At 39.8% G+C, this 17131-nt stretch carries 20 protein-coding genes, 1 pseudogene and 1 riboswitch; of the genes and pseudogenes, 2 read left to right on the forward strand and 19 right to left on the reverse strand.

All coding sequences use genetic code 11. The features are described from left to right. Positions 1-84: 84 nt before the first annotated feature. The 12 genes from ACTNC6_RS15015 to ACTNC6_RS15070 all read right to left on the reverse strand — a co-directional run bounded on the left by ACTNC6_RS15015 (position 85) and on the right by ACTNC6_RS15070 (position 11101). Positions 85-435, reverse strand: coding sequence for a (deoxy)nucleoside triphosphate pyrophosphohydrolase (locus ACTNC6_RS15015; RefSeq protein WP_441044477.1), 351 nt, complete (start codon positions 433-435; stop codon positions 85-87). A gap of 1 nt (position 436) precedes the next feature. Further along, positions 437-3196: a DUF3427 domain-containing protein gene (locus tag ACTNC6_RS15020; RefSeq protein ID WP_441044478.1), complete on the reverse strand. Its 2760-nt coding sequence runs from the start codon at positions 3194-3196 to the stop codon at positions 437-439. Between the two features lie 50 nt (positions 3197-3246). After that, on the reverse strand, positions 3247-4425 hold the full coding sequence (locus tag ACTNC6_RS15025; protein ID WP_441044479.1) for an HNH endonuclease domain-containing protein: 1179 nt from the start codon (positions 4423-4425) through the stop codon (positions 3247-3249). Continuing rightward, positions 4398-4982, reverse strand: coding sequence for a class I SAM-dependent methyltransferase (locus ACTNC6_RS15030; protein ID WP_441044480.1), 585 nt, complete (start codon positions 4980-4982; stop codon positions 4398-4400). The genes ACTNC6_RS15025 and ACTNC6_RS15030 overlap by 28 nt, the downstream gene beginning before the upstream one ends. A 17-nt stretch (positions 4983-4999) precedes the next feature. Further along, positions 5000-7018 (reverse strand): RNA-directed DNA polymerase, encoded by a 2019-nt coding sequence (locus ACTNC6_RS15035; protein ID WP_441044481.1) that lies wholly within the window; start codon positions 7016-7018, stop codon positions 5000-5002. Between the two features lie 161 nt (positions 7019-7179). After that, a complete protein-coding gene (locus ACTNC6_RS15040) occupies positions 7180-8496 on the reverse strand; it encodes a reverse transcriptase domain-containing protein (protein ID WP_441044482.1) in 1317 nt (438 codons plus the stop codon). Between the two features lie 259 nt (positions 8497-8755). Continuing rightward, a complete protein-coding gene (locus ACTNC6_RS15045; RefSeq protein ID WP_441044483.1) occupies positions 8756-8908 on the reverse strand; it encodes a BrxA family protein in 153 nt (50 codons plus the stop codon). A gap of 11 nt (positions 8909-8919) precedes the next feature. Further along, the gene (locus tag ACTNC6_RS15050) at positions 8920-9147 is read right to left on the reverse strand and encodes a helix-turn-helix domain-containing protein (protein WP_154433231.1); all 228 of its coding nucleotides are present in this window, start codon (positions 9145-9147) and stop codon (positions 8920-8922) included. A 269-nt stretch (positions 9148-9416) separates the two neighbouring features. After that, positions 9417-10034: a GNAT family N-acetyltransferase gene (locus ACTNC6_RS15055; RefSeq protein WP_441044484.1), complete on the reverse strand. Its 618-nt coding sequence runs from the start codon at positions 10032-10034 to the stop codon at positions 9417-9419. 22 nt (positions 10035-10056) lie between these two features. Continuing rightward, positions 10057-10308: a hypothetical protein gene (locus ACTNC6_RS15060; RefSeq protein ID WP_441044485.1), complete on the reverse strand. Its 252-nt coding sequence runs from the start codon at positions 10306-10308 to the stop codon at positions 10057-10059. A gap of 21 nt (positions 10309-10329) precedes the next feature. Next, positions 10330-10764: a single-stranded DNA-binding protein gene (locus ACTNC6_RS15065; protein WP_441044486.1), complete on the reverse strand. Its 435-nt coding sequence runs from the start codon at positions 10762-10764 to the stop codon at positions 10330-10332. After that, positions 10757-11101: an HIRAN domain-containing protein gene (locus tag ACTNC6_RS15070; RefSeq protein ID WP_441044487.1), complete on the reverse strand. Its 345-nt coding sequence runs from the start codon at positions 11099-11101 to the stop codon at positions 10757-10759. Before ACTNC6_RS15070 ends, ACTNC6_RS15065 begins: the two co-directional genes overlap by 8 nt. Positions 11102-11643: 542 nt before the next feature. On the opposite strand from ACTNC6_RS15070, the gene ACTNC6_RS15075 reads away from it, so the two are divergent. Next, positions 11644-11973: a plasmid mobilization protein gene (locus tag ACTNC6_RS15075; protein ID WP_441044488.1), complete on the forward strand. Its 330-nt coding sequence runs from the start codon at positions 11644-11646 to the stop codon at positions 11971-11973. Further along, a complete protein-coding gene (locus tag ACTNC6_RS15080) occupies positions 11934-13313 on the forward strand; it encodes a relaxase/mobilization nuclease domain-containing protein (protein ID WP_441044489.1) in 1380 nt (459 codons plus the stop codon). The genes ACTNC6_RS15075 and ACTNC6_RS15080 overlap by 40 nt, the downstream gene beginning before the upstream one ends. A 77-nt stretch (positions 13314-13390) precedes the next feature. Here ACTNC6_RS15080 and ACTNC6_RS15085 read toward each other — a convergent pair whose 3' ends face one another. The 7 genes and pseudogenes from ACTNC6_RS15085 to ACTNC6_RS15115 form a co-directional block, all read right to left on the reverse strand. Further along, the gene (locus tag ACTNC6_RS15085) at positions 13391-13984 is read right to left on the reverse strand and encodes a MerR family transcriptional regulator (protein WP_441044509.1); all 594 of its coding nucleotides are present in this window, start codon (positions 13982-13984) and stop codon (positions 13391-13393) included. Further along, positions 13985-14124, reverse strand: a pseudogene (locus ACTNC6_RS15090) (MerR family DNA-binding transcriptional regulator); the annotation flags it as partial. Between the two features lie 62 nt (positions 14125-14186). Continuing rightward, a complete protein-coding gene (locus tag ACTNC6_RS15095) occupies positions 14187-14504 on the reverse strand; it encodes a hypothetical protein (RefSeq protein ID WP_441044490.1) in 318 nt (105 codons plus the stop codon). A 99-nt stretch (positions 14505-14603) separates the two neighbouring features. Beyond that, positions 14604-14688, reverse strand: a riboswitch (SAM riboswitch). Positions 14689-14742: 54 nt separating this feature from the next. Further along, the gene (locus ACTNC6_RS15100) at positions 14743-15426 is read right to left on the reverse strand and encodes a flavodoxin (RefSeq protein ID WP_441044491.1); all 684 of its coding nucleotides are present in this window, start codon (positions 15424-15426) and stop codon (positions 14743-14745) included. A 15-nt stretch (positions 15427-15441) separates the two neighbouring features. After that, the gene (locus tag ACTNC6_RS15105; RefSeq protein ID WP_441044492.1) at positions 15442-15912 is read right to left on the reverse strand and encodes a flavodoxin; all 471 of its coding nucleotides are present in this window, start codon (positions 15910-15912) and stop codon (positions 15442-15444) included. 9 nt (positions 15913-15921) lie between these two features. After that, positions 15922-16251, reverse strand: a complete 330-nt coding sequence (locus ACTNC6_RS15110; RefSeq protein WP_235249073.1) for an antibiotic biosynthesis monooxygenase family protein — start codon at positions 16249-16251, stop codon at positions 15922-15924. 18 nt (positions 16252-16269) lie between these two features. Beyond that, positions 16270-17037, reverse strand: a complete 768-nt coding sequence (locus tag ACTNC6_RS15115) for a carboxymuconolactone decarboxylase family protein (protein ID WP_441044493.1) — start codon at positions 17035-17037, stop codon at positions 16270-16272. Positions 17038-17131 lie beyond the last annotated feature (94 nt).

Here is a 17131-nt window from a genome sequence, read left to right on the forward strand (position 1 = left end):
CTCTGCAAGAAAAACCGCAGAAATACGGGCTATTTTTACTTCTAATTCACCCAATTTTGTTCGAGGTAGAAAAATCGCTGGAAGCTAACAAACACTCTCCAGCTGATCTTTTGTAAGCCATTTCGCCGCCTCAGCCTCTTTGAGTTCCAATTGACCTGTGATAACTTCAGCCCAAAAACAATCCATAGAAAGATGGAATGTCGGATAATCATATTCTATCGTATCAATTAATTCTCCAACTTTGATTTCCGTGCTAAGTTCTTCCATGATTTCTCTTTTCAGTGCCTGCTGCGGAGTTTCACCTGGCTCTACCTTTCCACCGGGAAACTCCCATCCGCCTTTCAGGTCCCCATATCCCCTGGCGGTTGCAAAAATCTTATTCTTTCGCTCCATATCGTTACAAATAATGGCTGCGACTACTTTCATTGTCTTCATATTATTCCTTCGTCAATCCAAAATCATATTGCAGATACTCTGGCAATTCATTCTCCATATGAATATCAAACAGGTATGTTCCATTATCCCCGTCTGTCTTGCGAGGATTCGACATCTTTCCTTTTCCTACATAAGTAAAGGGAAGAACCAAACCATTCTCTGTGGTCATCTTACGGATAAATACATGTGCAAATGTGCTCTTCATCAGTTTTTCGAGATGTGACTGTGGGAGATTTGTCATAGACTCCCACTGAAACAAATCCGGCTGCAGGAATTTATCCTTATAATTCAGCTTATCTGCTTCCTCCAGATCTTTCTTCAATGATGCGAAAATTACTACATAGTCATCATAATAATAAGTTCCTACCATAATATTTCCCGGGTTCTTCAGGAGCTTTAATTGAACCTGATCCATTCGGTAATTCAGCCAAAGCTTAAAGCCCGTCTCATTTCCATTGTCGATTTCATAGCGGATTAAACCATACTCGATGAGGTCCTGCACATACTCCAGAAGCTGATCATCCATAGGTACAAACAGTCTCAGAATATCCTTGTCTTTTTCAACAAACTGCAGATATGTCAGCGCATGCTCCAGCTCTGCCGGAACGAATCCTTGAACTGTTTCTGTCAGGTACATTACTATCTCCCGATATGTTTTCGGTCCGTCGATCAGTAACTTCACGATCTGATACTCATGTACACGCACAAGTGGAAGCAACCCAGACAGATAATTGATAAAATCTATCTGTTTCTCCGTGAAGACCGGCAGGTTCTCCTCGCCGATACCTCTGAGGAAATTATAATAGCTGCAGTTCTTCTTTCCCCTCGTCTTAATGCTCATAAAACGAATCAGATCCGGAGCACAGTCATTGTTGATATAATCTACATGACGAGGATAAAATTCTGATCCGATGTATTTTTTGAAATTGAAATAATCCTGCTTAAGATACTTCAGAGCGTTGAAATTCTCTTTATCAATGTATTCCAGGATCTCTTCCTTGCTCAAATCATCAATATGAATCTCTACACCGTAATCAGCCAAACCAAGAGCTGTAAAATCATCCTTCACTAATGATGCAAGCAATCTTTTCTCCATAACAAAGTTCTCAGATAAAGACCCCAACGCAAAAGCGATCTGCACACTTCGCTTATAGCTATTGCCGATAAAGTCCAGCACGGTAACATACTCCTTATTGGTATATTTACGCAATCCACGGCCAAGCTGCTGAATAAAGATCGTCGTAGACTCAGTTGGTCTAAGGAACAGCACCATATTCACACCAGGAATGTCGACACCTTCATTCAGGATATCCACCGTAAACAGGATCTCGAGATTATGAGCATCATTTTGCAAATCATTATAAGCTCTGACACGCTCACCGATATCATTGCGGCCAGTCAGATAAGCGGTATGATACCGCTCTCCCAATGCTTCACACATCATTCTGGCATGGGTAACATTTCTACAGAACGCAAGTGCTTTCAGCTTTCCTTGTGGACGATGCTTCTCAATCTGCTCGGCAATAAAATCGCAGTGATCTTCCTTTGCCATCTGTGCAATCATTCTGCGTTCTTCATTTCCGGTCAGCCCATAATCCACCATCTTGTCTCGAATACCAAAATATTTAAACGGAACAACCAGATCATTGGCGATCGCATCACGCAGTCTTAGCTCATAAGGCACATTATGGTCAAACAATTCGAAAACATCCTGGTTGTCCATACGTTCCGGTGTAGCAGTCAAACCAAGTAAGAATTCCGGTTCAAAATAACCGATAATCTTTTTATAAGTCTCTGCTGTGGCATGATGACACTCATCAATAATAATATAATCAAATTCATTCTTTGAGAATAGCTCCAGTGTTTTGCACATGGTAATGTTCGTGGCAAATACAAAATCTGCATCCGATTGTTTACTGGTACCGCTATAGATTCCATAGGATACATTTTTACCGAATACCTCCTGGAAGGTCTCCAGGGATTTTCTCAAAATAGATCCTTCATGTACAATGTAAAGCAATCTCTTCGGGTTGAAATTCAATGCATCAAAAGCTGCCAGATAAGTTTTTCCACTACCTGCCGATGCAATCGTGAGCGCACGGTTAACACCTATGGCACGGTAACGATTCAACTCCTTCAAGGCCTTCTTCTGCATATAATTCGGCTTGATCTTTGACGCCGACAGATCATAATCCATATCCCAGCGCTCAATGGCATAACTTAGTCTCTGGGCATATTTAACGATCAGTTCTGCATTCAGTAATTCCGTTGCGGACCATTTTTCTTCAAATTCTTTCAACGCATCATCATATGCACCGTTTACAAAATAGTCCTTTACCGATACATCCCATTCAATATTTTTAAGAAGCGCATATCGTGTGATATTTGAAGAACCAATCACTAACTCTCTGTGATCATCGAATTCGAAAAGATAACCCTTGGAATGGTAGCCAAGAGTCGAATAATCGGTACCATGAAAGCTCTCATAATCCAAATGGCATTGAAAATTAGAACATCTTCCCATGAGCGCATAGAAACTCTTCAAGGATTCAATATCTGTGAAATTCTGGTAAGTTGAGGTGATGATACGTCCCTTACACCCTCTTTCCACAGCTGCTTCAATATCCTTGAACAACAAAACAAGGCCAGCTTTCTTAATAAAGCTGACAGAGAAATCAAAAGACTTACAATGCCTTAGATTATCTTTGATCTTGTCCAGAAAAGTAATCTCTGTATAATTTGTTAAAAACTGATGTTCCAAGATATTTTTCCTCCTTCAGATACACGGCCAAAACAAGGGGTGTAATACCTCTAACTATAATTCCAGATTTCATATCCCTGCCGTCTGGCCGAATCATAGACCGGCTGCATGTTTTTCTGCAGGATATGATAGAATTCTTCCTTTGAATTTCCCGGTCTGTACAACTCCTGTCCTGCCCAGATAGAATGCAGATTATCCCGATAGCAGGCTTCAAACAGCTTATGAAGGCCTGCTCGCTTGTGGATCAGAGTATACATTCCGTACTGGTTTTCTGCGAACACCGCAAAGAACGGATCCCACTTGGGAAGCTTGTTACTCTTCGACGAATTCAAAGAAGAATCCATCGGCATCAGGTTCCAAAGTTCATCATTCATCACAAAAGACCATGGTATAAAATGATCAACATCATACTGCTTTGTTATAATCGGCTTACCCGTAAAGACATCGCATACTTCTCTTACTTCCAGAATGCCTTCCCAAAGTTTACGTACGTTATTCAGCTTTCGCATCTTTTCATCCATCGGAGCCAGCTTGTAGATCAGGCCCGGAACCTCTGGATTATTATTCTGCAGCCATTTCACTTTTTCGTATTGAATCCATCCCAGAATATTTACCGTATTGTCCTGAATCATGCGCATCCAATCTGGATTGAAATGAACTTCCTTTTTCAGTTTACTGCTATCTCCAAAGGTATAAGGCAGGCGAATTACAGTACTATCGATTCGTCTGATATACTCGGTTAATCTGCGAATACTTCCCCACGGCACTTCTTCTGAGCTTTTTGAGAAAAAACCTGCCAATGCCCGACCGGGAACCATATTGGTCAGCTGTTCCTTAGCAAGTTTCAGGTCGGCATTGTGCTCCCGAATCGCATTTTTGATTTCCACTTTGGATGCATTTGCCGGCAAATCACTGAGTTCTGTCAGTTTAAGAACCGCACGTTCCAGACCGTCTCTGACAAGACCATCTGCCTGCATGCCACTAAGGTGAATATGAAATTCTCTTACGGAATACCATGCATTACAGATCATTTCATCAATAATCGCATCAAAGGTAGTATCCTGAATCCCCTTCGAAATGATATCTACGATTGCTTCCAACCAGTAAAATTTATAACAGTAGGACGGATCCTTCATCATCTGAGAGAAGCCTTCTATATCCAAGGTGTTGTGGTACTCTCCATTGATATGTAAGGAATATCCTATTTGCGGAGTATCAAATTGAGCCACCTCTCATCACCCCTTCCTGGTCTGACATCGTCAGTGATCCAATATTCTTCTATCGTAAGTTCCGGAATCTCTGCTATGAATTCCTTAAAGGAAGCCTCAGTAAAATCTGTAAAATACCGACCATTACGCACACCTTCAAAATCACTGTATTTGAAGGAAGTGTAGATTACACCGGTACTTTTAAGCGCATCACACATTTTTCGAATCACCAAAAACAGCTCATTCTTTGGCAAATGCAAAATAGAGGAGCATGCCCAGATACCATCATATGTATCAATCTCATCCAGTTCCCCAAACATCATTTCTTTTACTTCGATACCTGTAAAATCACTGGCCCATCTACAAAGTTCAGCTGATCCATCGGTCGCTGTAACCTGATAACCCCGATCCAAGAAGTATTTCGTGTCACGGCCAGAACCACAACCGAAATCAAGGATATCGACTCCCTCATTCAACAAATGAAGAAATTTATCCTGGGCCAGATGCATATCAACATTCCGCGTATTCTCTATGAAATTTTCTGCATTGAGATTGTAATAATCAATTGTCTGGTCCATACAAATCTCCTTTTAAGTTACAAACTGCTCCAATATAAAGAGGCTAAATTCTCTTGATAATTCTTGAATATACTTCTTTCTTTGGTCTTGAATGTAATATTTCTTAAAAAGTCTCTTTTTTCCATATCCCATTCAAAAAATTGAATTGGATTATTTCTTAGGTAGTCAACAAATAAATTTCCAATAGTTTCACCAGGTGTATTATTGATACCGATTTTTAATATACTAAGCAAACCATCAATCCTAGCTTGCTCCGCCACTGTGATATGCGGAGACTTATTGAACACAATAACCCACCAAAATTCACGGTAGGTATAAACACTGTCTTTTTGAACAATTCCTTCCAACCGTTCGATTAGTTTATTTCCAATAATGCTTCGTATTTCTGTATAATATCTTTTACTGTATTGGCTATACAATAGATATGATGCCCATAAGATGGGATCATCTTTTTCATGAAGTCTTCTAACAATATTAATTTCTTGTTTATACGGCACAGCAATGTTAGCCTGTCGGCAAAACATAATCAAATTTACAATATCGTTCACATTTGCTTTATCAAACACAAACGCATACCTATTCAATAAATTTTGAAGCTTATCCTGATACGCAAAAATATCAAACTCGTCTCTTACATAACTGATTATAGAAAGTAGTTTCTGCGTATTGTTATAATTCGGGAAAAAAGAATATCCATAAAAAGCTAGATCTAAAAAATTAAAAACAGTATGTTCCGAAACATCCTTCTTGAACAAAGACACCTTATCCTTATTACGAGAGACTTTATTTAGCAGCATTCCTAAAAAATAAGCTGTTATCGTTTTCATTTGAGACTCATATTTACAAATCAATTCATTTAATTGATTCATAATTGTTCTCTTGCTTGTTGCCAATCCACTTCCCTTAATTAAACATGGATTAACTTGTTCCTGTCCATCAGAAACTGCTTCCATGTAGGCTTTTCTTTCTTCACGATTATAGAATAACAATGCCGTCACTCTGTTAGTAAAAATATTAGTCTCATTTAACCAATCATCTAATACAAACGGCACTTTGCTCTTAAAAAGTTTGGCATCATTTAGTCTTAATAAATATTTTCTGGCCGCCTCTGCGTAAAGTTCAACAATATGATTTGCTATCCCCTCGGTCTCAGCAAAAATGAAAATGTCATCTACGTACCGGTACACATTATAGTGTTCTCCAGCATCATAACACTCGTTGAGTAGCATATTATACACATCTTTGTCTATTGCCTGAAGCAAAAGCTCTGCAACCATCCTTGAGTATTCTGGACCTACTACTATTCCATTCGAAGTTCTTGCATTGATATTCATTAATACTCTATCTATAGCTGTGTAGAGACTTCCATTTTTGAATTCTTTGGTATCATTGACATCTTTTCCAATAATCCAGTTGAACGTATGCGTATAAATACTATCAAAGCATGCTTTGTAATCTGTTCTAATAAAGAATTTGTATTTACTATTCAATATGAGCCATTCCTCTGAGGAGGTAAATGCTGCAATTGATTTATAAGGACCTATTTTGAAAAACATGCCCGTCTGTTCTATTATCTCTTTCCCCGTTTCTTCACTTAAATCACTAAAATATTTAATAACTGATCTATTCTTTGATTTATAAATCAAATCATTGTTCTTATTATGGAATCGGAGCGAAAATACTGAATTCTTATCTAATAAGGCCAACAGTTCTTTTTGATACACACTTACAAACAAGAATAATTCCATCGCCGCCATTGGCTGCAATAAACTAATCTCTCTCTCACTATGTAATTGCTTCATAATAGTGTATTTAAGTGGTGCCGTCACCCAATTGCTGCTTCCATTAAAGAGAACTTCCTTACCATTTTTGTTCTTTAATCGTATTAGTTCCCTTACGATATGGTTAATGTCCTTACTTCTATCTATCAAATATTCATAAAAGTATGCATATGTAAATCGGTCTGACAACTCCGTTGGCAGAACATCTGTCAGCATGTAATCCAATTGATTTCTTTTTATATTTGTAAGATCCATTGACTTCACCTCTAATTCGAATTATAATTTCAATGAATGATATATCGTTCAAGTAAAATCTTTGGAACTTTGGTTTCATAGACTTTACACACGTAAGCAGTACAAAGTACTTTCCGTAAGGTTATACGTTGTATAGGAGTAGCATCATCCTTGGGATGATGCTACTCTACTTTTATCAGTGCCAAATAATCAATCACCATTCTATAATAATCTTTGTCTTCGTTGCAGTACTCAGGGTTTAATTTTCGTATCCATTTTAAAAGTGTACTTTCTGACACTCCAATATTCTTCTCAAACATTATAGATCGGTTTCTTTTCATGTTTGATTCCAAATTATAAATGCTCTCTTCAGTTAAAGATTGCTTTAAGAAATACGGCATAACACATCCGTGTTTGCTTAATAACTTCACATATAAATTTTTCAAAAAGTCTTTCGTTTGCGGCTCTAATGCATCCATATGAAATTGTAATTCATTATAATTTGCAACGACACCCTTTATGAGCCAATCATATGAACTGCTACCTATTGTTCTGGCAATCACAACACGCGATGAATAAATTTTCAACCTTTGTCGCAAAAGTTCAATATCTCCATCCTTTTTAAACTGAATAAAAGCTCTTTCAATTATCCCTGTATATTTTTTACGTTTTTTTTCTGCAATTCCGTATTTGAAACATATTGGATTTTTCCCTGTCACTTTTCGTATCTCAAATTCATAACCCAAAAAGTTAAATTTCTGCGATGTCGAAAGATTTCTTCTTGTAATATAAGAAAACTTTCCTGGTGACATATTAATTTTTACCGGAGAATCACCAAATACTTCTTGAATTGTATGCTGTATAACATTACAAAATTGATTTTGCGAAATATATTTATTAGTAATAAGAAGTATATCATCGACATATCGTTCATAAAAAAACATTCCATACTTAGATAAATGGGCTCTTATTCGTGAATCAAATTCCCTGCATACAATCTCTGTCAATCCATTAGACAAACATAACCCCGCATAGCAATACTTAAACTCTTCAATATACTGTTCTAAAATTTCTTTGTCCCATCTAGACATAAGGGATTCTTTGATATACCTGTCATATACATGCCGTGACAAAACACTATCGAAAAAAGATTTAAAATCTGCTCGAATAATCACAAAATCATTCATATCTTTGATGACTGGCAAAACATTAAAGAATACATTCATTATCCGATTTCTTGACGCATAACGAATACGAAAATTTCTATCAATCTGTTTTTTTAGATATTGACACATAACAGCTTCTGTAGATAAATTCGGATAACTATATACAATTCTTTTTTTCCCTTGCTGGGTAAAAATATCTTTTCTATAGAGCGAAAAATCATACAATTGATTGTCAATATTATCTTTGATATTATCAGTCAAAAGATCAATCTCTATTTCTGATTTCGAATAATCCATTTGACGAACAATATTTCTAATTTGATTTTTATCCATTATTTCCACTTCTATTTGCAAGCATTATTTGACGGATAGGGCAAAAGCGCTATACAATCGTCCTATCCCCAATTTGTCACTCAATTCCCAGTGCCTTAAACACCGCATCTTCTGCACTCTGATATGGAATAAGCTGGAATGCGCTCATCAGCTCTGGCGGAACAGTTGCAAAATCAACAAATGAGGGACTTGGAATGCAGTCTTGCTATACATGCCTTACAAATACCTTTTTAATCGTTTTTTCTGTTGGATAATGGAATTAGTTTTCATTAAAAACCTTTTTCATTATCTCTGTATTATTAACTCCTTCTTCTATCAGCTTTGCTGTGGTTCTCATTTCATAAAATAAGAACTGCTCACGAGTCAAAGATGCGGATCCTTTATAAGGACTGTTTAATTGTAAATTGGCCATCCCTGTTCCTCCTACTCTTTTGAAGAAGACTCTTCTGGCTCTTCTATAAATTCGACTATATCGCCTACATCACAATGCAAAGCTTTACAGATTTTCATCAGCACTTCCATGCTGACAGGTTCTCCTTTTGACAATTTCGTCACAGAAGCCCAACTCAAACCAGTCTCGGCCTGTAAATCTTTTTTCATCATGTCTTTATCAATAAGAAGCTTCCATAACTTTTTGTAACTTACATTCATATATTGACACCTCACGCATAATATGACGCATAGTAACACCTCTATTTGAAGTATATCATTGCTTCATCACATTCACAAGACTCATCTTCACAAACGCAAGAATGCATCCATATAAATGTAAAGATAATTCAGATGGGAAGAACCCTGCGGAACCAGGAGCAAAGAATAACAAATTCTATCCTTTTCCCTCAAGCGAGCAAGGAAACATATGTTCTTTATTTTCAAATACAAAGATAGCTGAGATCGAACAAACGATCTCAGCCACCTAATTACTTCAGAAGATATTTGTACTGCACAATATACCTTTCACTTGCAATCTTTTCAGCCTCTGGATTACGAGTCAAAATTTCTTCATACTCCTCTTTTAAACTTTCTTTGAGTTGCGCCAAAGCTTCAGCAAACTCACTTGGTTCTTTACCAATTTGTGTTGCACCAAGTTTCTCAAACAGTTTTTTACTTGGCTCATTATCCGAGTAAATTCTCACCATGAAATACTCTATCGGCATAAGTTCTAATACTCTTTTCGCAAACAGAGGGATGGTTTCATAAGCAATTTTCTGCCTGCGATATTTCAACAAAACATCCATCCCAATTTCGGGTTTATCTGAAGCCAAATGCTGCATAGTAATATTTCTAACATACAAGTTATCGTCCTTCAAGAAAACAGATACATAAATTGCATCGTCTTCTGGAAGTTTCTCCCAAACAAATTCAGCAAACTCATCGTAATCTACATCACTCATCTTTGAAGAAGTTTTTGCCACGATGGAGTTCTCACGATATAACATTAAATAATTTGCTTTATCTTCCTCACACAAAGCCTTCAGAATATATTTATCATTCTGAGCAAACATTCCATCCTTAAAAAAGAAATCTGCTTTCTGCACTCTATCTCCCCTTCCCTATCCACTAAAAATCAAACTCATCTGGATCCAGTCCTGCGTCTTCCAGCACTTCTCTTCTTTCTTCCGGATCCATAAACTCTAACTCATCATAATCAAGCCCTGCCTCAGCAAATACATCTGTTTCGTCATCATCATCAAATGAATCAGATTCTCCGTTCTTCAGCATTTCATCCATGAACTGAAACTGTGCAGCTCTCTCGAATGCATCCAAGTGTCCATCACGATTAAAGTCAAACATCTTATCAAATCCAAACATAATTTATCCTCCCAAATCTCTTTATGAAAATGGCAATTCATCATCGATGCCATCCGGAATGTTCATGAATCCATCTGCATCCGAGGATGCTGCTGATGGTCTGCTGTAATTATTCTGACCGCCATTACCTGCAGCTGCTTTGCTTTCTGCAAACTCCTGCTCCTCTACAACGATATCCATTGTGTATACTTTCTGGCCATCACGATTCGTGTAACTTCCGGTCTGAATTCTTCCGGTCAATACAATCTTTGTTCCCTGGCGCAGATACTTCTCTGCAAATTCTGCGTTACGCCCGAAGGCAACACAGCCGATGAAGTCTGCACTCTGCTCACCGTCTCTTTTGCATCTGTGATCAACTGCGATAGTATATCTTGCAACTGCAGTAGAATTCTCTCCGGCGCCATACCTTACTTCCGGATCTCTGGTCAAGCGTCCCATCAGGATTACTTTATTCATCGACTGCTTCCTCCATCTTCTTATGTTTGTTATCAATCAGACTCTTCTTACTGAGACTGCAGATCGTTCCATGCGGTGTTACCAGGACAACCTTGGCCTTTGCAGTGTTACCGATCTTGTCATAGATGCGTCCGGCACTCATGCTCTCACCGATAACGGTGTGTGCGCTATTTGCCACATGTCCGATTTCGCCAAGTCCTTCCGTCTTTACAACGATGGCCTCTTTATCGAACTTGTTCTCCGGTTCCTTCTTAAGTTTCAGTTTCATTCCCGGCTTCAGGAATTCATTGCCGTGATAGTACTTGGTTCCTGTCAGTGTGAAATAAATCTTACTCATTGCACTTCCTCCTTAGTCTTCCATGAATTCAAAATATTCTTTATCGCTGGCAAATAAAATGTACTTGCCATCTACGTATCCCATGTATCCGTTGCTTGTAACATATCCCTTCATTTGCCGTCCTCCTTGATTCCTTTTCTGATGCTACCAGTTTACAACAAATAGATGTGCAAAAATCCCGACAGCCAAATAGTCTCCGGGCAGGTTTTGTGCCCGAATTTGCACTATCCGGGCAATTTTTCAGAGCAGTTTCAAAAATGTGTCTAAACTTCCCCGGACATTTTTGTATTTAGTAGTTGAGGGATAGAGAATAGCAAGGACAGGAAGTGTCATGACATTCCACTTCCGGGCATTCGCCATAAGACCGGGACCCTACCCAATCTTCACGCAAGCTACGAGCTTTGCGAAGACGGCCTGATTGTACATTGGAAGCTTGCTTACAACTGTACAAGTCAGGATGGCTTCATACGGCGACAGCCGTGACCGAGATGAAGCGCAGCGTAATCGAGGTTGAAAGCTCTATCCTCAGAAAGGAGATTTACATGGCTAACAGAACCAGAGATATCCCAATTCAGTTTTTTGTAACCGCTGAAGAGAAAAAGATGATTCGTAAGAAAATGATTCTGTCCAGGACTGCAAATATGGGAGCCTATCTTCGTAAGATGGCAATTGATGGCATCATCGTAAACACAGATACGACTTACCTTGAGAAACAGTTTTATGAGATGCACAAGATCGGTGTGAACGTAAACCAGCTGGCAAGGCTTGCCAATTCCACTGGTGCTGTCGCACCGGAAGAAATGAAAGAATTGAAAGGGATGATAAAAGAGATATGGCATATATTAAGATCTTCGGCATCAAATCTACAGTAAAGAAAGCCGTCGATTACATCACGAATCCTGATAAGACCGATGACCATAATCTGGTTTCTTCCTATGGTTGTTCACCGGAAACTGCCGATCTGGAATTTGCTATGACTGCAAAGCTTGGAAAAGATAATGTGATGGAGAAGGGAGATAACCTTGCCTGGCACATGATCATTTCCTTCAAGCCTGGTGAGATCACAGATCCCAATGTTGCTCATGAAGTTGCAACAAAGATTGCAGATGCCACCCTGAAAGGAAAACATGAATATGTTCTTTCCACTCACGTTGACAAGGATCATGTCCACTGCCATCTAATTTTCAATGCAACAAATTTTGTAGACTACCATAAGTATGTTTTCAACAAACGGAACTATCACAAGATCTGTAAACTCAGCAATCGCATTTGCCGGGAATATGGTCTGGAAGAGTCCATGCCCACCGGACAGAAAGCAAAATCATATAAAGAAAATATGGAGTACAAACGAGGAAACAGCTGGAAAGCAAAACTCAAATACAACGTGGATCGTGCCATCTGGTCGTCCGTTTCCTTTGATGAATTCCTGATGAAGATGAAAGAAGCAGGATATGAAATCCGGCAGGGAAAATATCTGGCTTTCCGGGCTCCTGATCAGAAACATTTCACCAATGTCAAAACTCTGGGAGCCTATTATACAGAGGACAGTATCCTGAGACGTCTGGCGAAGAATCGTCATAAGGCCCGCATTCCTCAAAATGCATCATTCAAAATAAGGATGTTTGTGGAGATGACTTCCTATGTCGCTGACGGCAATCGCCCCGGCTTCGAACAGTGGGCCATAAAAAATAATCTGAAAGAGGCAGCCAGAACTTTCAGTTATCTTTCACAGCACAATCTATTGAACTATGAAGAATTCCAAAATCACATTTCTGATCTGGAGGCTTCTATTCAAGCTGCGGATGTTCAGATCCTGCAAACACAAAAAGCTATTCAAAATCAGAAGATTATTATGAAGCACTGTGAAGTCTATCGTGCATGTCGTGATGTGGTTCGTGCTGAGAAGGATGCTCCGGACAAAGCACTCTACCGCATACAACATCAGGCAGAATATCAGTTGCATGATGTCACTTTAAAAGAACTGGCTGAGTTTGGTATTCACAAACTTCCGTCTTCCGAAAAGCTGCAGCGACAACAGCTGGAACTGGAAGAAGAACTTGTCTCTGCCAAAAAAGAAAAGCAGGATCTCCTGAAACAACAGAAGACCCTGGGCATTATCGAAAGCAATTATGAAACGATGCTTCGAGGTGCAGGCATCGATGTTCCTGATCGACAGCCTGGAGGCTTAACCAGGGAAGAAGTAATCTCATAAAAGCAAAAAAAGGCACCTCATGGAATGACTGACAACACTTCACTCCACAAGGTGCCTAAACTCTGATTTTTCGATAATTATTTTGTCAGAATATACGCTTCTATCGCTTCGTTAGCAAAGACTGCAGTACCCTCACCTGCGTACTTATCTATATTGGATGTCATATCTCCACCGCCTGCATACATCTGTCCCAGACTTTCCAGAATCTCATCGGTACAGGTATAGTAATGCTCGGTGATATAGTTCTGCAGTTTCTCTACCAGGGCCTGTGCTTCTTCTGATTCCGGTTTCTTATTTCTGATCTTACCGAACCCCGCAAAGATTTCCATCATCTGAACACCAAGTACCTGTTCTTCTTCGCGGCTTCTTCCAGCAGACTTCTTCTCAAACTCTTTATAGGCATCGGTAGTTCCCCAGGATGCTTTTGCCTGGGCTGCATATTCATCAATCTTTCGTGTATCGAAAGCATCAAAACTCATTTTGCTCATTTTCTGAACTCCTATCATCTTTATTCCACGAGCCAGATCGATCAGGTTTTCCAGATGTTCTTTCCGAAGTTCCAAAAGTTTTATCTGTTGTTCCAGTGCTTTGCTTCGATCAAACTCCGGATTATCAAGAATCGTTGTAATCTCTTTTAATGGAAACTGAAGTTCTTTGAATAACAAGATCATCTGCAGTCGCTCCAGGGCCTTATCGTCATAAAGCCTGTAGCTGTAACTTCCGTGGCCGGCAGAAGACCAATCTTGTCGTAATGATGCAGGGATCGTATACTCACCCCTGATAATTTGCTTACTTCATTTACCGTCATCATCAATATCAAACCTTCTTTCCTGTCGTGGTAAGTTCATAATAAGGTATGACATTATGTCAGGGTCAAGCATTATTTTTATTAATCACGAAGTTTTCTTCCCCAAGCAGATATCTCTCATAATCCACACGGATCAGCTCCTGCTCACCGATACGCTTCGCTGATTGAAATGCCATATGGCCAGTCCATCCCACATGGCTGATCGTCCAATCACGATTGACCACATAGAGATTATTTCCCGGTCTGGCTGTTGGCTTTTCTCCATCTCCAAAAGTGAATCCCTCATTCTCTGCATCCTGCAAAAACCTTCTTGCAATCACTTCATCTCTCAGATACACATACACTTTCCCATTCAGTTTTGATAATTCAGTTACATTGCGCATGCTCTCATGCCTCCTCTTCGATCTATGATCCTATGAAGAGCGGCAAAAGGAAAAGGCCCCCATCTTTTCCGACAGGAGCCATAATTCTCAAATACATAACGCCCATCGGTCAAGCTTTAGCACCTTGCAAATGCAGGTTGCTGTGCGGTCATCGAGCTTGTCTCTCGCGCACTCTTTATAGGTCTTTATCATTATAGCTGAGAACGAATATCTTCTCAAGGTGCAGATGTGCCACCTGCTATTCAGCAAGACTGCTGATCCACTCAGTCACATCTTCTTCAGATGCATTGTTAAATCGTTTACCAGTTACAATATGTAAGTCTGGATACAGCGTCTGCAGATCAGAAATACTCTTTTCAATACCACTTCCACCTGAGGTACAGAAGGTATAGATTGTGGCATCTGTCAGGTCATAAGTATCCAGGAAGGTCTGGATGATACGAGGGTTTGTACCCCACCAGATCGGATGTCCGAGATAAATGGTATCGTATTCTTCCACCGCACTCAGATTATTTTCAATCGCAGGTCTTGCATCAGGATCATCTTGTTCCTTATTGGCCCTGCAGTTGTCATCATTATAATTCAGATCTTCGTCTGCATATTTTTCTGCAGGAATGATTTCGAATAAATCACCACCGGTTACATCGGCAATCGTCTCTGCGACAGCCATGGTGTTTCCGGTTCCGGAGAAGCAGACCACTGCAGTTTTAACCTCAAAAACTTCTTCCAGAACAACTTCATCCGATTCATTGGTTCCGTTTATCTCTTCGGTGCTCTCACTATCCTCTGTGGCTTCCGAAGTACTCTCTTTAATAGCCTCTGTAGATTCATTCTCTGAGCTTACAGCCGGAGCACTGTTTCCGCACGCAGTCATAGCAAAGAGAAGTACAAAGCAAAGGAGAACTGCCCATAACTTTTTCATCCGGAGTCGCCTCCCTTACAGCATCTTGATCAGGGCATCGATATCTTTATCTGTCGCACGATTCAGAAGCTTTCCTTCCATGATTTCTGCTCCAGTAGCGGAAGGTTTCAGTTCTTTTACCGTGTTTCCAAAACCGCTGCCGCCGGAGGTTGCGAAGAGAACAATCTTCTTTCCGGCAAAATCATAGCTTTCAAGGAAAGTATTAATGATGGTTGGAGCCACATACCACCAAATCGGGAAGCCAACCAGAATAGTATCGTACTGAGATAAATTCAAATCATCTTTCACAATTTCCGGTCTGAAGGACTTGTTTCCCATCTCTACGCTGCTTCTTGATTTCTTATCCATCCAGTTCAGATCAGCCTTGGTATATGGAACTGCAGGCTTGATCTCATAGATATCTGTCTTTGCTGCAGATGCCAGCTTTTCTGCTGCTTTCTTTGTTACACCACTTGCACTGAAATATGCTACTAATGTTTTTGCCATAATTGTCACCTATTCCTTTATGAATTTCTTGTCCGAATCCGGTATGCCATCTTCTGATACATAACGCTCAACCTTCATATGAAGATTATACTTTTCTCGTAATTTCATGATAGTATTCATCATTGGAGATGCATGATGCATATCAATCGCTTCCTGATTTTCCCAGCTATCGATCAACAATACCGTTTCTTCATCATCTAACGGCGAAAAGTATTCATAGCGGAGATTTCCAGTTTCTTTCCTGATAGCATCCACCGTTCCGCTTTCTGTCATTTCCCTTGCAAATTGTTTTGCTGCAGACCCAGTCCCTTTATAATAAATATTTACAGTTATAGCCATTGCAATTCACCTTTATCATTAATCGAGCTTGCCATATTTCTCATCATCTACTGCTTCCAGCCACTCATTGGAGCCATCCTTGCCAGGCACTTCAATTGCCAGATGGCTGAACCAGGAATCCGGTGCAGCTCCATGCCAGTGCTTTACGCCTACCGGAATATTGATGCAGTCTCCCGGCTTCATTTCTACTGCATCCTTTCCCCATTCCTGATAGTAACCACGGCCTGCCACGCAGACAAGGATCTGTCCGCCGCCCTCTGTTGCATGATGAATGTGCCAGTTATTTCTGCACCCCGGCTCAAAAGTTACATTAAAGATTCCAACCTGATTTGTTGATATAGGTGCAAGAAAGCTTTTACCAGTAAAATATTGTGCAAATCCATCATTTGGTGCTCCGATCGGGAATACCATTTCCTTTGCATGGGCTCTCATAGCTTCGTCTTCGTAAGGAAGATCACCTTCGCCTGTTTCCCATACTTCTTTAGCCAGGTTGAATACGGCCCAGCCCTTTGGCCATCCTGTATAGAATGCCACATGTGTGATCACTGCTGCGATTTCCTTCTGAGTCACACCATGGGCTTTCGCATTCTGCAGATGATACTTCAGAGAAGAATCCGTAATGCCTGAGGACATCAATGCAACTACAGTGATAATGCTTCTTGTCTTTACATCGATATCCTGATTATTCCAGTTCTCTCCAAAGAGAACATCGTCATTATAATGAGCAAACTCCGGTGCGAATTCACCAAGAGCAGCTCTGCCTGCTGTCTGTACTATCTTCTTCATAATTTCCATTCCCTACTTTCTGATTGTTAAGGTGATATATCCATTTGAGAGAAGCGCCTCAAGCGTGTGCTGAGACAGATCCCTCCCAACAGCT

This window comes from Blautia sp. HCP3S3_C4 (assembly GCF_052064095.1).
Lineage (GTDB): Bacteria > Bacillota > Clostridia > Lachnospirales > Lachnospiraceae > Blautia_A.